The 15,386-nt window shown below is 44.0% G+C and carries 11 protein-coding genes; 7 read left to right on the top strand and 4 right to left on the bottom strand.

Translation table 11 applies throughout. The annotated features are described in order from the left end of the window. Window positions 1-23: 23 nt before the first annotated feature. Window positions 24-1,454: a 6-phospho-beta-glucosidase gene (locus OCU30_RS05170; protein WP_077313373.1), complete on the bottom strand. Its 1,431-nt coding sequence runs from the start codon at window positions 1,452-1,454 to the stop codon at window positions 24-26. A gap of 292 nt (window positions 1,455-1,746) precedes the next feature. On the opposite strand from OCU30_RS05170, the gene OCU30_RS05175 reads away from it, so the two are divergent. The 3 genes from OCU30_RS05175 (at window position 1,747) to OCU30_RS05185 (ending at window position 4,568) form a co-directional block, all read left to right on the top strand. Next, window positions 1,747-2,427 carry a cold-shock protein gene (locus OCU30_RS05175; RefSeq protein WP_077313371.1) on the top strand — a complete coding sequence of 227 codons (681 nt, stop codon included), beginning with the start codon at window positions 1,747-1,749 and terminating at the stop codon, window positions 2,425-2,427. A 184-nt stretch (window positions 2,428-2,611) separates the two neighbouring features. Beyond that, complete coding sequence (locus OCU30_RS05180) at window positions 2,612-3,277, top strand: response regulator transcription factor (RefSeq protein ID WP_077313370.1); 666 nt, start codon at window positions 2,612-2,614, stop codon at window positions 3,275-3,277. A 7-nt stretch (window positions 3,278-3,284) separates the two neighbouring features. After that, window positions 3,285-4,568 carry a sensor histidine kinase gene (locus tag OCU30_RS05185; protein WP_235861830.1) on the top strand — a complete coding sequence of 428 codons (1,284 nt, stop codon included), beginning with the start codon at window positions 3,285-3,287 and terminating at the stop codon, window positions 4,566-4,568. Between the two features lie 57 nt (window positions 4,569-4,625). Here the strand turns inward: OCU30_RS05185 and OCU30_RS05190 are convergent, their stop codons facing one another. Next, window positions 4,626-6,065 carry a sucrose-specific PTS transporter subunit IIBC gene (locus tag OCU30_RS05190; protein ID WP_077313368.1) on the bottom strand — a complete coding sequence of 480 codons (1,440 nt, stop codon included), beginning with the start codon at window positions 6,063-6,065 and terminating at the stop codon, window positions 4,626-4,628. 246 nt (window positions 6,066-6,311) lie between these two features. Between OCU30_RS05190 and OCU30_RS05195 the strand changes: the two genes are divergently transcribed. Together OCU30_RS05195 and OCU30_RS05200 are read left to right on the top strand one after the other, a co-directional pair. After that, on the top strand, window positions 6,312-7,301 hold the full coding sequence (locus OCU30_RS05195) for a LacI family DNA-binding transcriptional regulator (RefSeq protein WP_077313367.1): 990 nt from the start codon (window positions 6,312-6,314) through the stop codon (window positions 7,299-7,301). A gap of 137 nt (window positions 7,302-7,438) precedes the next feature. Next, a complete protein-coding gene (locus tag OCU30_RS05200) occupies window positions 7,439-9,061 on the top strand; it encodes a glycoside hydrolase family 32 protein (protein ID WP_077313365.1) in 1,623 nt (540 codons plus the stop codon). A 219-nt stretch (window positions 9,062-9,280) separates the two neighbouring features. Here the strand turns inward: OCU30_RS05200 and OCU30_RS05205 are convergent, their stop codons facing one another. Beyond that, window positions 9,281-10,699 carry a carbohydrate porin gene (locus tag OCU30_RS05205; RefSeq protein ID WP_077313363.1) on the bottom strand — a complete coding sequence of 473 codons (1,419 nt, stop codon included), beginning with the start codon at window positions 10,697-10,699 and terminating at the stop codon, window positions 9,281-9,283. 344 nt (window positions 10,700-11,043) lie between these two features. Then, window positions 11,044-11,964 carry an aminoimidazole riboside kinase gene (locus OCU30_RS05210; protein ID WP_077313361.1) on the bottom strand — a complete coding sequence of 307 codons (921 nt, stop codon included), beginning with the start codon at window positions 11,962-11,964 and terminating at the stop codon, window positions 11,044-11,046. Window positions 11,965-12,731: 767 nt separating this feature from the next. Between OCU30_RS05210 and OCU30_RS05215 the strand changes: the two genes are divergently transcribed. After that, on the top strand, window positions 12,732-14,363 hold the full coding sequence (locus tag OCU30_RS05215; RefSeq protein WP_077313359.1) for a peptide ABC transporter substrate-binding protein: 1,632 nt from the start codon (window positions 12,732-12,734) through the stop codon (window positions 14,361-14,363). Window positions 14,364-14,457: 94 nt separating this feature from the next. Next, window positions 14,458-15,381 carry an oligopeptide ABC transporter permease OppB gene (gene oppB / locus OCU30_RS05220; protein WP_077313357.1) on the top strand — a complete coding sequence of 308 codons (924 nt, stop codon included), beginning with the start codon at window positions 14,458-14,460 and terminating at the stop codon, window positions 15,379-15,381. Window positions 15,382-15,386: the final 5 nt, after the last annotated feature.

A 15,386-nucleotide genomic window follows, 5' to 3' on the forward strand; every position in this document is an offset into this window, starting at 1 on the left:
GCATGAACATTTGCTGCTAAAGGTTACACCTGTTGACCGTTAGAAGAGATCACATTTTGGTACCAGTAGAAGCTTTTTTTACGTGAACGAGCCATTGAACCGCTCCCATCATCATGCTTGTCTACATAAATAAATCCATAACGCTTACGGTATTCTCCAGTCGTAAACGAGACACAATCGAGGCAGCCCCACGGGGTATACCCCATCACAGGGACCCCATCCAACTCGACCGCATTCTTCATTTCTTTGATGTGAGACGCAAGATAATCTATACGGTAGTCATCATCAATGCTGCCATCGTCGTTAACCGTATCGTAGGCTCCTAAACCATTCTCGACAATAAAAATGGGCTTTTGGTAGCGCTCATAGAGCTCTGATAACGCAAAGCGTAGTCCCTGTGGATCCACTTGCCAGCCCCAGTCAGACGCGGGTAAGTGGGGGTTGAGGTAGCTGTCACCGAAGAGATTTGCGGTATCTGACTCAAGCGGCTGCTCTGAAACGATATTCGTCATGTAATAGCTGATTGCCAGGTAATCAGAGCAGCCTTGGCGCAGAATAGCCTCATCTTCAGGCTGCATATCGATGTGAATTCCTTTACGCTCCCAATCTTTTAACAAGTAGGCTGGGTAATAACCACGGACTTGTACATCACTAAATAAGTACTTCGTATGCATCATTTGTTGTGCTTTCAACATATCTTCTGGGCGGCACGAAGCAGGATATAAAGGCATCATATGAATCATGCTGCCAATTTGCATGTCAGGATTAATGTCATGACCAAGTTGGACAACTTTTGCATGAGCCACAAATTGATGGTGAGCCACTTGGAACAAAGTCTGCTCTGGGTGTGGATGATCGTTATAGATCATACCTGAGTTACAGTAACCAAATAGGGGGGCTTGCCAATTTGCTTGATTATTGATTTCATTAAAGGTAATCCAGTATTTCACTTTGTTTTGGTAGCGCTGCAACACAACGTGTGAAAAATGGACAAAGAAATCCATGACTTGACGATTTACCCATCCCCCATACTCACTAACCAAGTGGTGCGGCATTTCAAAGTGCGACAGGGTAATCACCGGTTCAATACCGTGTTTAAGTAGTTCATCAAAGAGATCATCGTAAAACTGCAAACCTGCTTCATTTGGAGAGTCTTCATCGCCTTTTGGGAAGATACGAGTCCAAGCAATCGACGTGCGGAAACATTTGAAGCCCATCTCGGCAAATAAAGCGACATCGTCTTTAAAATGATGATAAAAATCGACGGCATCGTGGTTTGGATAAAATAACTCGCTATCGACTTGGTTGGTTATGACTCGGGGAACGCCATGAGCACCTTTCGTTAATACATCGACAATACTAGGACCTTTGCCATCTTGGTCCCACCCACCTTCGACTTGATGCGCAGCCACTGCGCCACCCCATAAAAAATCGTTTGGAAACCCTTGTGACATACTGCGCCTCACTATTGATTAATAGAACATAGAATACTGCATCTATATTAAGCGATCTAACCTATTTTTGGAACCGGTTTCAATCGGTGATTTTAGACCCCATCAGCAGACAATCAAACCGTAAATATTGATGAGTAAATTATCGATTAAGCGAAAATCATAGAATTTTTAATCACAATGGCTTATCAGCGTTTTTTTTTCTTTTTTATCGGTCGTTAGATAGGCATAATTAACGCCCATCACATACTCATGTGTCATTAGTACTTTCCAGAAATAAAAGCAGGCTAATAGAGTGAAAGGTCAAGTGGTTTCTTATTGGGCTGGCAAGCGTTATGGATTTATTGCTGGCGACAATGGCATTAGTTATTTTCTAAATAGTCGTCATCTTGTGGATGTGATGGACGAAAGCCGTCTTGTTAAAGGTATCCCGGTTGAGTTTGAGCCTATCCGAACTCCGAAAGGGGATTATGCGACGAAGGTGACGATTTCCGAGGTATTTTTTAAGCGTCAGCTCACCGATTTTTTTATGAGTAAGCGGGATCAGCCCAAGTTAGGGCGAATTGAAACGAAAGCGTTTATTGAAACCCGATTTTTTGAAGAAGAATATGATGCGAAAGAGCATCTTTTGATGTTAGCCGACGATTGCAGTGCCAATGCCGTTTTACAAATGAAGCACCATATTACGTCTTTTTCAAAACACAAATACAAGTATGATATGCATTCATACAGTGGGCAGCTATCGGTTGTCACCAAGCAAGTGCCGTGCGGAAGCCCAGAGCAGGCCACTTTAGCCAATGAACAACTTGAAGCGAAGAAAGCCGAATTTCTCGGTGAATTTGATAACGTACTCGCCTCAGAGCAAACGGAGCGAGAGCGTCAACTAAAGCCGCCGCGCTCAATTCGCTGGTGGGTGTTTATCATTACTCTTGTTGTCGGGCTAAGTAGCCTGAGTATGTGGACATTTGCCTTTTGATTGCTTGTCGGTGATCGCCCGATCACCGATACTTACCTGAATGATTCACTATTAACCCGTCATTAACCTATTACTCGTTACTTTGATTTCTCGGTTGTGGTTTCATAGTATGAGCCTTAGCTTAGATAGATGCTACGACTCTTCAGGTCGTCCTTTTCTTACCTTAAACTCAATGGTAATTGTCATGTTTAAAGCTTTGTTAGTCGAAGATGATTTGGACTTAGCAACGGCGTTGATCGACTATATGTCTTTAGAAGACATCGAATGTGATTATGCCGCGGATGGTCAAGTTGGCTATAATTTAATAACGAAAAATCCTTATGACGTCATTATATTAGATTTGAACTTACCTAAAATTAAAGGGCTCGCCGTCTGTCAGCGTATTCGGGCCCAAGGGGTCGCGACGCCCGTATTGATGTTAACGGCTTGCGATACACTTGATGATAAATTACAAGGGTTTAGTCACGGAGCCGATGACTACTTAGTGAAGCCATTTGCCACCGAAGAGTTGATTGTTCGCTTGAAAGCACTTTCAAAGCGACGTAGTGGCCAAATCTCCAAATTGGTTGTGGCGGATTTAGAATTAGACTTAACCCATCGTGAAGTTAAACGCGCAGGAAAGACGGTGAAACTCTCGCCCATCTCATTGCAGATTCTTGAAGTATTAATGCGTGAATACCCACAAGCGGTATCACGAGAGAAAATTGCACAAGCCGTGTGGGGGGATGAACAGCCAGATAGCAATAGCTTGAAAGTGCATATTTTTAATATTCGTAAGCACGTTGATAAATCAGGCTTAAACCCACTGATTCATACCGTACCTGGTTATGGTTTCTGTCTAAAACAATGAGCTTGTGATGATAAAGATACGCCGCAGTTTTAAGTTTTACTTCTTTTGCGCCATTATGGCGATTGCTACGATTACCGTCGTGAGTTTTTCTACTCTGGCTGCAAATTACTTTGTTTCAGGAATGGATATTAGCTTACGCTATTCGATGTTAGGTGTTGTACGCCACGTTGATACCAGTGATGGCAAGCCCAAAGAGCTATTAGGCTACCAAGTAGCGACGCGCTGGCAGGATGTACAACAGCCGATCAAACATCAGTTTTCACGTCCAACAGAACACCTTCAATTTGAAAAAAAAATGGTCCACGACGGCTGGTTAACTCCGCCGCTCAAGGCCTACTTTCTTATGCGTTATGATAGGGAAGGAGGTCAAACAGTTTATATTTCACGCATTTTTAATAATCTTGCCACCGATCCGATTCACAATGAAATACATCAAGCAGGTAACGGTTACGGCGTAAATTTGATCATTTATGCGTTGGTCGCATTGTTTGTGTTTGGCTTTGGTTTGTTCTTTTTATTTCGTCACACTGCTAGGCCACAAGAAAGATTGTTTGAGTGGGCGCAAACGCTAACGACCGAACAACTCAAGCAGCCGATACCGGATTTTCAATTTCATGAGCTCAATCGTATCGCAGCGATTATCAAAGAGAGTATTTCATCGACTCAAGCTATGTTGACTCGCGAGCAGCGATTTTTGGCGAGTGCGAGCCATGAGTTACGAACGCCCATTGCAGTGGTGCGCAGTAATGCCGAACTGATGGATAAACTCATTAGTAAAACCGACAACCCTGCACTGTATGAAAAGCAAGCCCAAGTAATGCGAAGAATATTACGCGCTGGGGTCACAATGACAGATTTATGTGAAACGTTATTATGGTTAAATCGGTGTGATCAGCGCGACTTACCTGTCACTCCGGTGAATTTAGCCTTGATGATTGACAGTATCAGTCGTGATTTACGTTATTTACTGCGAGATAAACCGGTTGAGGTCGAAATTGATGTGCAAGAATCGACGTATCCTCTGCCCTCAACCTTATGTCGAATCGTTATTAGTAACCTGATCCGTAACGCTTATCAGCATACGCTCGTAGGGCAAGTTTCGATTGTGCAGTCTGGGACAAGGGTGACGATCATTAACCGTAATTCCGAGGTCGGTGAACAGCCGGAGGAATTAGGTTTTGGTTTAGGTCTTGAATTAACCAATCGAATTATTCAGCAGTATGACTGGTCTTATCATACGATTGACAATGACGATGGTAGAGAAGTCACCATCGATTTTGCCCAGGATTAAGCAATAAAAAAGCCCATCAAGATGTGATGGGCTAAGCGGGAGGCATGGAGCAACTCGTTAAGCGGTTGCTTTCTTCGATACTTTAATAGATTGGCGCATACCCAGTAACACCGTTGCGATAAAGGAAATGGTAATCGCAATGATCATTCCAATGACGTAATAGCTGATTTTATCCGGGACAATAGAAATAATACCTGGAATACCAGCCGTACCGAGTGCGAGGGCTTTAACTTTGTAAAGTGTGATAAACGCACTGGCAACCGCTGCACCGATGATGGCTGCAAAGAATGGATAACGCAGTTTCAAGTTCACCCCAAACATTGCCGGCTCGGTAATCCCTAATAAGGCGGTTACGCCTGAAGGTAGCGCGATACCTTTCATTTTTTTATCTTTAGTCGTGAATGCAACGGCTAGCGCTGCAGCACCTTGCGCAACGTTAGACATCGCGGCGATAGGGAAGATAAATGTGCCACCTGTTTTGGCGACATCGGCAAGTAATTGAGTTTCTACTGCAATAAAGCTGTTATGCATACCGGTAATAACAAACGGTGCGTATAAGAAGCCCATGATACCACCCCCTACAAAGCCAGCGTGGTCGTACATCCAAGTGAGGCCATCACCAAGTAAGAAACCAGCATCACGCGTAATAGGACCGACTAAGGTGAAGGTAATGAAGCCGGTAAACAAAATCGAAAACAGCGGAGTGACGAGGTTATCGAGCATTGATGGCACAAAACGACGTAACGTATTTTCAACTTTTGCGAGAATAAAACAACTGACGAGAACAGGGAGTACTGAACCTTGATAACCGACTTTTTGGATTTCAAAACCCATGATGTTCCAAGTCGGAATGTTTCCGTGCACCGCGGCACTGCCGAATCCCCAGCCACTTAACAAATCTGGGTGAACCATTAGCATGCCAAGGGCTGCCCCCAAGAAAGGGTTACCACCAAACTTTTTCGACGCTGAGAATGCGAGCAATACTGGTAAGAAAACAAACGGCGCATTCGCGAACGTATTGAGCATATTCGCTAAGTCAGCGAGCCCTGGATAAATATCGATAATCGAGGCGTTATCAATGAACAAACCTTTTGCGGTGAAGACGTTGTAAATCCCCATCAACAAACCGCCGGCAACGATAGCCGGGATGATCGGCATAAAAATGTCGGCTAGTCCTTTTACCGCGCGTTGTGCAATATTTTGTTTTTGCGCGCCAGCGGAGGCAACATCTTTGGTCGACATTTCTGACATACCAGTCAGTTTGGCCAATTCTGCATGAACTTTGTTTACCGTTCCAGAACCAAAAATAATTTGATATTGACCCGCTACTTTAAATTGGCCTTTCACACCTTCGATGTTCTCAACGGCAGCTTCATCAATAATAGTGTCATCTTTTAGTGCAAGTCGTAGACGTGTTGCACAGTGCGCTAATGCTTCGAGGTTATCTTTACCTCCAAGTTGTTCTAGAAGTTGTTTCGCTATGGCAGGATAGTTCATAACACACCCCAGTTCATGTTATTAATTGGTACGGATTTCATTGTGATTATAATTTTTGGGAACGTTTGCAAGCGCTATTCTTCTTCATGACAGACTTATGGTCAAAACGATCTTCTGAATTATGTGAAAGAGATCGATATACAGTGTCACTATTGTGAATAAAACAAGGGTAAAATCACGTTCTCTTTACGAATCATGTATGATTTGCTGTATTAACAGCATTTGAGGCAACAATAAGGAATATTAATGACAAGTTTACATGATGTAGCCCGCATTGCTGGCGTGTCTAAATCCACCGTGTCTCGTGTGATGAATAACGAGTATGGCGTGAAGCCTTCAACCAAAGCCAAAGTGTTAGAGGCGGTTCAAGCGTGTGACTATGTGGTTAATCAGGTTGCCAAAGATTTGAAATCACAGCGTACCAACTTGGTGGGGGTCATAGTGCCGCGTGTTTCTTCACATGCTACGGCTCAGGGTGTGGATGGTTTAACACAAATCATTGAAGATGCTGGAAAACACGTATTACTCGCCAATACCCATCAATTGCATCAAAAAGAATTGGATTACATCCAAATTTTTAATCAAAAGCGGGTAGAAGGCATCATCTTTTACGCGACCCACTTAGATAAGCATTTGGTGCAAGCCATTCAAGGATCGGCAGTCCCGGTGGTCTTGGTGGGACAAGATGGTTCCATGTATGACATTCCAAGTGTGGTGCATGATGATGTGCGTGTGGGATTTGAAGCGGGTAATCGGTTAGTGCAGGCAGGCTGCAAACATATTGGTTTCATTGGTGTACAGAGTGATGATATCGCCGTGGATACATTACGTTCTGATGGTTTGCGCCAAGCGCTAAATATGCAAAATCAAAGGCTCGAATTCCATGAGCGCGGGGATTTTTCGTTAGAGTCCGGCTATCGCTTGGCCAAGGAAATTGCGACGGCTTATCCCAATATGGATGGCTTATTCTGCGCGACTGACCGGTTAGCTGTCGGGGCTATCAAAGGACTACTTGAAATGGGCGTGGCAGTGGGCGATACCGTGAAGGTACTGGGTGTGGGGAACGATGAGCTAGGTCATGTGAGTACACCGAGTCTTTCAACCTTCCGTTATTTGTTTGAGAAAGCAGGTGAGAATGCCGCGAAAATGTTGTTATCGCGGATTGAAGGCCAAGGTCAAGAAATGAGTAAAGTCGTGCTTACGTTTGAGCGTATTACTCGGCAAACCTGTGAGTGAGCCGCTTAGCGTAGAGAGACAATTATGAGCGTTCACTCACAGACAATTCATCGAAACTCAAAGATTGATCATAAAAACTTGCTATCAAACTCGGTGTTTTATATTTTGAGAACGTTCCCGAAATATTAGGTAAGACTATGTCTCTTGATTTACTGATTGAATTAGCTGGTGGCATCGATAACGTACGACGTATTTTATCCCCCTCTGAGTTTGTGATTGTTGCGGTGCACAATAACGAATGTTGTCACCCGTTACCCGATGGCGTCACGAGCACGTTGGTACTGGGAGAGTGGCAGCTGAGCATGTCTCGTGGTGATATCGGTGATGACGAACTACGTCAGGTTGGGGAAAAACTGGCGAAGCAGCAGCGTAGTCGTGCGCAGCCATATCAAACTCCAACGTACTCACCTTATCGCCCCCAGTGGCATATTTCGCCACCTCAAGGGTTATTGAATGACCCGAACGGTTTTATTTATCACCAAGGTGAATATCACTTGTTTTATCAGTGGTACCCTTATGCGTGTGAGCATAAAGATAAATATTGGGTGCATTTAACGAGTACAGATTTAGTCAATTGGAATTACCAATCATTGGCGTTAACCCCATCGGATTGGTTTGATAGCCATGGTGCCTTTTCTGGCCATGCGGTGTCACAAGATGATGGTTTATATTTATTTTATACTGGCAATGTACGTATTGGTGAGCAGCGCCACCGTCAGACCACCCAATGTTTAGCGTATTCGCAGGATGGTCGTTCCTTCAAAAAGTGTGGCCCTGTGATTCGTCACTTGCCAGCAGGGGTAACTGAACACATCCGCGATCCTAAAGTGTTCTTTGCGAATGGCGAATGGGTCATGTTGCTGGGAGCACAAACTACTGAGCTGACCGGCCGTTTAGCGGTATACCGTTCTACGAATTTAACTGATTGGCAGTTTGATGGTTTATACGGTGAGGAAATCGCGCAAGGCTATATGTGGGAATGTCCCGATACGTTTATCCTGAACGAGCAGCGCTTTTTCGTCTTTGGTCCGCAAGGGATTAAAGATGATAACCCCCACCATACCATTGGACATCAAAATCGTATTTACCGTATGTCACTTGATGACACTAATCATCCAACATTACATGAAGGCTGGCAATTGGACGCAGGGTTTGATTTCTATGCGCCGCAAACGACGCAAACGCCCGATGGACGTCGTGTGATGATTGGTTGGATGGGGTTACCTGATGAAGTTCAACACCCAAGCTGCGATCAACAATGGCTACATCAACTCACTACGTTGCGAGAAATTCATTGGCAAGATGGGCAGCTTAAGCAATATCCAGCGCAAGAGCTCCAACAGTTGCGTCAAGCGCCTCACCAGCTGGTACTTAGTGCTCAATGTGTAGATGCGCAGAGCGCCTCGTACGAGTTGCACCTCGAACTAGAGTGGGGGCAAGAGTTGCGTTTAATGGCGGGGTCAGAGCACTATGTTAGTATCATCGCTGATCGTGAGCGAGGCGTGCTGCGTCTTGACCGTCAACACACTCAAATTCGTCAAGGTGACGTAATTCGCGAGTTAGTTTTAGATTCTGCGCGCATCGCATTAGTCATTTTTGTTGACCACTCATCGCTAGAAATCTTTATTAATCGTGGAGATAAAGTGATGACAACGCGAGCATTTGTCCCAAGTGATGCCACAAATATTCACTTACTGGGCGGTAAGGCACAAGCAACGCTATATCCTTTGCGCGCGGCGAGTGCGCCTTTTAGCGGGTAGCCCATAACAATTGAATAAAAAACGCAGCTTTGGCTGCGTTTTTTATTGCTTGTGTATGGGAAAGAGCGCAGGCCAATCGGCGTGGATTGATATCAGAAAAAGCGCCATGAAATATGATGTGAGTGCGCTACGTCTGTCATGTCAAAACACGCAGGTAAGAGTAGGGATAAAAAAACCCGGATTGCTCCGGGTTAGCTTGTGTATCGATACTATTTTGATTTAGAACCACGTTTCCATTTGCAGTGCGAATAGAGTTTCACCACCGTTACCCATGGTAGCCGGTTTGGGGTCGGTTTGTGTGCTAATCGCGTAGTTATCTAAATCACTGCTCCAATCCACGTAGCTAACTGCGAAGCGCAGTTCAGGACGGTCAAAGAAGCCAGCCGCGGTAGAGAGTTTTAAGGTTGGTGCTATGGTCGCTTTGTAATAGCTACCTGTTGCTGAGGTTTGAGAGTTGTCGAGATCCATGTATTGGTATGAACCTTCATAGACCATCTCAAAGTTTTCTGTGAACGCTTGTGAGAGGCGAACGTTCGCCGTTGCCCATTTGTATTTATCATGATTGAGAATTCGATCTTTGCTGTATTCCGCCATAAAGGCAGGCGCAATGCTCCATGTCTCATTGATATCTGTCGTACCAAATGAGAACAGGCGTACCGCTTTAGCATCATCGTTTAAGTTACCATCGGAACCAATCGATTTCAGTTCAGCACCTAAGCCAGATCCGATTAACATCCCCGTTTTTGACATGCCAGGGTTAATGCCATAAAAGCTATTGGCGTGATAAGCGAATAACGCATGCAGACCATGGTTGGCGCGTTTTGATGCTGGTGCTTTGGCGGTTACGCGGTCATTGTCTTTTGAATCCATGGCGCTAAACATCACCTGCCATTGGCCAATATGGTTATTCATGGTCGCGATGTAGTTTTCAATATCCGTTCCAGCGCTTTCAACCGAGCCAAAATCACGGCCATAGATTGAGAAGTTGGCTTTCCAATCATCGCTAAGTTGCACATCGTAAACACCCGCACCTGTACCCGCTAAGAAGACAACGTCCGAATCCATAAAGTGAATATCAAAATTGTCACGGTCAAAACGTTTCCCAGCCCAAACGGTCGCATTAGCAAACGCACCACTAAAAGTCGGCAGTCCAGTTAGCTCAGAATACACTTGGCGAACATTTAAGTCGCTTTCTTCAGCCGTCCAATCATTACTCGTTTCGACACCGTCTGCCAGCATCAAGTGAAAGCGTGCGTTCGCGCCGTTATCTAACTGGCGATTATGAATAAAGTTAGCTTCTAAGTAATTAGTATCTTCTAGACCTAAACGGCCGACCGGAGCGCCTATTGCTCCCGCTGCGGTCATGTAAGGGCCAGTTCCTGTGGCGCCTTGGTGATCTTCGTTAACCAGCAAACCTGAGCGAGCATATCCTTTAAATTCAAATAATGGGTTATTGTCTGCTTGTTCTTGTTCTTGCGCCACTTGCTTGGCTTGCTCTTGTTGTGCTTGTTCATTGTGTTCTAGGCGTGCCTGAAGATCGTTAATACGTTGCTCAAGATCGGCCATTGTAGGGGCTGCCCACGCTGAAGATACAGGAAGTAGTGCGGCGATGGCGAAAGTCAGTGCTTTTATTTTCATTATTAAAACTCCGATAGGGCTGAATTATTATTGGGTTGTCTGCAAACGTTCCCAATTAAATATGCAACAATGTCGGTAAGCCTCTCTAGTTAGAGAGAATAATTGACGCTATTTATGCGCTTTAAGGGCGATTAGCGTGCTTTGTGTGGATAGGACTATACGCTAACCAATAGGGAACGTTCCCTAAAAATCATTAAAAGTTGTACTTCAATCACGTTATCGATTGAGCTTTGTGAAGTGATTCATAAATTGACGTTTCTATTGAAATAGAAAGCTGAATTTGTGAAGGGAAGTATTGATCAAGAGAAGCGTGTTGAATTCTCTTGATCAATCAATAATGCTATTTATCTGAGATAGGTTGCTAGTTGCTGTTGATTGGGCAAGGCGGTCATTGCCCCTTTTGCTGTTGTTGCGAGGGCGCCACAGGTATTGGCGATGCCTACCGCTTCTTTAATCACGTCTATTGTGTTCCAATCATCATAACTGGAGAGTCCACTTAATAATCCACCAACGAAAGCATCACCAGCTCCCGTCGTATCGACAGGGGAGATAGCAGTACCTGAAATCATATAGTGTTGCTGTTGATGAACAACTAAAGCGCCTTTAGCGCCTTGAGTGACAATCACGACAGGAATGTGATAGTGCTTGAGTGCGTTTAGGCCTTGCTCGAGACTATCCGTTTCGGTTAAGAAAGTGAGTTCTTCTTCAGAAAACTTGACGACGTCGGCTATAGCGACGGCCTTCATGACAGTAGGGATGAGCTCGTCTGGTTTTTCCCAGACTTCTTCACGTAAATTAGGGTCAAAGCTTATGTACCCATTTGCTTGTTTCATTGCATGCATTGATTGTAATGTCGCGGTGCGGCTTGGCTCATTAGCAAGTGCAATAGAGCACACATGTAACCATTGGTTGGCAGCAAATGTGGGAATATCATCCGCGGTCATGAATTGGTCGGCGCTAGGTTTCACCATAAAAGTAAAGCTGCGTTCACCGTCGTCCGCTAAATCGACGACTACCGTTGAAGTGCGGTGAATGCTGTCAGAGATGAGATACTCACAATTGACTTGTTCTTGTAGCAATGTCGTACGTAGAAAATCGCCAAAAGGGTCTTGGCCGATACGTCCGAAAAATGCAGTATTGCCACCTAAACGAGCCACGCCAACGGCGACATTTGCGGGCGCGCCTCCGGGGCATTTTAAATAGCGCTGCGCATCATCAGGAATTAGGTCAACAACGGCATCACCCGTTACCCAGACTCGGTTCATTTTGTGCTCCTCATTTTTGTATGGCTGCAAACGTGCGAAAACGCCGTTATTATCGTGCTTTGGTCACGTTCCCATTGTTAGCGATTATATCGTTAATAACAGTAATAATCGGCAGTAAGCGATAAACCTTTGAACAAGCTCACATCAAATTAAGCAGGGTAATGCGTGTAGGTAAAGCACTTAAGCATATGACTAATAGTGTCAGCTCATTTAACCTTGCTTTAACATTCTTGGAACAATCTTTTTCAGCTTTTTATACAATTTTTATGCATTAAGTTTGAATAGGAAGTTATGTTTAGCCCTTCTACAGCCCTGTTAGCGAAAAATGAGTCTAATTGTTCGTGTTATTTTTAGGCACTTTGCGTGAATGCTGTACGGAATTGACAAAAAAATGATGTTATTAGCAAAAAATTTTACAATCTATTAGACGTATTCAAACCCAAGTGATAAATTCCTTGCCGATTTATTAAACGGTATATGATGTACTTGATTTAATAACGCGACACATTGTTTGTCTTGCTTCGGTGATTAGCTTGAACACTTCTCGGTGATTCAAATAGTTACATAATTAATAGTGTAACTTATGAAAATGTCGTTTATGTAACAAACCATTTTTATATAGCAAATCCCATCAATGATTGATAATGTGTGCCCCTCTCCGTAAGGGTAAAAGTGTTGATGATCTGTAAATTCAGCCTTTTACATTTGCCGTTCAACAAACTTTACGGGGAAGTCATGGATGCAGAATAAAAACTTGGAGTTTATGCATGTATAAAAATAAAATTACTCAAGCCCTAATCTTGAGTGCTGGCCTAGCAATGGCCACATCTTCTTTCTCTTCTTTTGCCGCTCATGTTCCAGATGGTACTAAATTGGCGAAAACACAAGAACTCGTTCGTGGTAACGGTTCTGAAGTGGCCACTATCGATCCAGCAAAAATCGAAGGTACACCTGGCTCTGCAGTTGCTCGCGATCTTTACGAAGGTCTAGTAAACGAAGATGACTACGGTAAAATTATCCCGGGTGTTGCAAAAACTTGGGAAACTAAAGATAACAAAACGTTTATCTTCCACCTGCGCCACGATGCGAAATGGTCGAACGGTGACCCGGTTACAGCTCAAGACTTTGTCTATTCATGGAAACGTGCTGTCGATCCTGCAACGGCTTCTCCATACTCTTGGTACCTAGAAATGACGACGATGCAAAATGCAGCGGCGATCATTGCTGGTAAAAAAGATAAGTCGACACTCGGTGTTAAAGCACTCGATGATTACACCTTGCAAGTTCAGCTAGATACGCCAGTTCCATACTTTGTTAAAATGATGGCACATACCACTATGATGCCTGTTAACAAGAAAGTCGTGGAAAAATGGGGTAACGATTGGACCAAGCCTGAGCACTTTGTGGGTAACGGCGCGTTTAAACTTGATAAATGGATTATCAATGAACGTATGGTGATGGTTCGTAACAAAGAATACTGGGACAATGCACATACGGTACTCAATAAAGTGACGTACCTACCAATTGAAAACCAGAATGCTGAAATGAACCGCTTCTTGTCTGGTGAGCTTGACTTTACTGATGATGTGCCACTAGAACAGTACCGTCGTTTGAAAAAACAGCATCCTAAAGAGCTCAAAACGGTCGGTAACCTAGCAACGTATTTCTACGGTTTCAATAATAAGCGTAAGCCATTTAACGACGTTCGTGTTCGCCGCGCATTGTCTTATGCAATCAACCGCGACATTATTGCGAAAGCGATTTTAGGCCAAGGCCAAAAACCGGCTTACACATTGACGCCTGAAATTACTGCTGGATTCCATCCAACGATGCCTGCTTACGCAAAATGGACGCAAAAAGAGCGCGTCGCAAAAGCCAAAGAGCTACTGAAAGAAGCAGGTTATGATAAGTCACATCCACTTAAATTCACTCTGCTTTATAACACCAACGAAAACCACAAGAAAATTGCTACTGCGATTCAGTCAATGTGGAAAAAAGAGTTAGGTGTCACGGTTGAGCTTGAAAACCAAGAGTGGAAAACCTTCCTAGATACACGTCGTGACGGTAACTATGATGTGACTCGTGCCGGTTGGAATGGTGATTATAACGAAGCATCTACCTTCCTATCTTTGATGCAATCGAATAACGCATCAAACGATCAAGGTTACAATAGCAAAGAGTACGATGGCGTGATGGCGAAAGCGATGAAATCAACGTCTGAAGCTGAGCGCACTAAGCTATACGCTAAAGCAGAGAAAATTCTTGCTCGCGATATGCCGGTTGCGCCTATCTATCAGTACGTGAAAACTCGTTTGGTTTCTACTCAAGTAGGTGGTTACCCAATGCACAACGCTGGCGATAACTTGTACTCAAAAGATATGTACATCAAAGCAAAATAATAGTTCGTTAGCGCTACTACGATACGACTCTGCATGCGTTTTGGCATGCAGGTCTTTTCTATTTTTTAATGTTACAGACTGTAAGAGTGAGTTTATGCTTAAATTCATTATCAAAAGGATTTTGGAAGCGATTCCAACCATGTTGGTGCTGATCACGATTTCCTTTTTTCTAATGCGCTTCGCCCCGGGTAACCCGTTCTCTACCGAACGTGCACTGCCACCACAGGTAATGGCGAATATTAATGCCAAATATGGTTTAGATAAGCCAGTATCTGAGCAATACTTTACCTACTTGGGCAATATTATTACTAAGGGAGACTTTGGTCCTTCCTTTAAATACAAAAACTATTCAGTGAATGAGCTGATGAGCAGTGCATTACCTGTTTCTGCTAAAGTCGGTTTTGTTGCATTTATCTTTACGGTTATCTTTGGTGTCGGCATCGGCACGATTGCGGCCTTGAGACAAAACACATGGATAGACTACTCGATTATGTCACTTGCCATGATAGGCGTAGTGCTGCCTTCGTTTGTATTAGCCCCCATTTTGATCTATGTGTTCTCAATTAATTTAGACTGGTTCCCCGCGGGCGGCTGGTTCGGCGGTCAATTGAAATACCTGGCTCTGCCTGTTTTAGCAATGTCAATGATGTACATTGCGACATTTGCTCGTGTGACACGTGGCTCTATGATCGAAACGCTTAACAGTAACTTCATTCGTACCGCACGTTCAAAAGGCTTAAATTACGGTTATATCGTTATTAAGCATGCGCTGCGTCCTGCCATGCTGCCTGTTGTCTCTTACATGGGGCCAGCTTTCGTTGGGATCATCACAGGCTCTGTGGTTGTTGAAACCATTTTCGGCCTACCGGGTATTGGTAAACTGTTCGTTAATGCGGCATTTAACCGAGACTACTCGTTAGTAATGGGTGTGACCATCTTGATTGGTTTCCTCTTCATTCTATTTAATGCCATCGTCGATATATTACTGGCGTACATTGATCCGAAAATTCGTTACTAAGAGAG

It is taken from the genome of Vibrio palustris, assembly GCF_024346995.1.
GTDB classification, from domain to species: domain Bacteria; phylum Pseudomonadota; class Gammaproteobacteria; order Enterobacterales; family Vibrionaceae; genus Vibrio; species Vibrio palustris.

What these genes read in the sequence shown, in the direction of transcription:
- OCU30_RS05190 (WP_077313368.1), bottom strand. Translation starts at nt 6,065, where the DNA reads ATGAACTATCCTGCCATAGCGAAACAACTTCTAGAACAACTTGGAGGT.
- OCU30_RS05170 (WP_077313373.1), bottom strand. Translation starts at nt 1,454, where the DNA reads ATGTCACAAGGGTTTCCAAACGATTTTTTATGGGGTGGCGCAGTGGCT.
- OCU30_RS05210 (WP_077313361.1), bottom strand. Translation starts at nt 11,964, where the DNA reads ATGAACCGAGTCTGGGTAACGGGTGATGCCGTTGTTGACCTAATTCCT.
- oppB (WP_077313357.1), top strand. Translation starts at nt 14,458, where the DNA reads ATGCTTAAATTCATTATCAAAAGGATTTTGGAAGCGATTCCAACCATG.
- OCU30_RS05205 (WP_077313363.1), bottom strand. Translation starts at nt 10,699, where the DNA reads ATGAAAATAAAAGCACTGACTTTCGCCATCGCCGCACTACTTCCTGTA.
- OCU30_RS05195 (WP_077313367.1), top strand. Translation starts at nt 6,312, where the DNA reads ATGACAAGTTTACATGATGTAGCCCGCATTGCTGGCGTGTCTAAATCC.
- OCU30_RS05180 (WP_077313370.1), top strand. Translation starts at nt 2,612, where the DNA reads ATGTTTAAAGCTTTGTTAGTCGAAGATGATTTGGACTTAGCAACGGCG.
- OCU30_RS05215 (WP_077313359.1), top strand. Translation starts at nt 12,732, where the DNA reads ATGTATAAAAATAAAATTACTCAAGCCCTAATCTTGAGTGCTGGCCTA.
- OCU30_RS05200 (WP_077313365.1), top strand. Translation starts at nt 7,439, where the DNA reads ATGTCTCTTGATTTACTGATTGAATTAGCTGGTGGCATCGATAACGTA.
- OCU30_RS05185 (WP_235861830.1), top strand. Translation starts at nt 3,285, where the DNA reads ATGATAAAGATACGCCGCAGTTTTAAGTTTTACTTCTTTTGCGCCATT.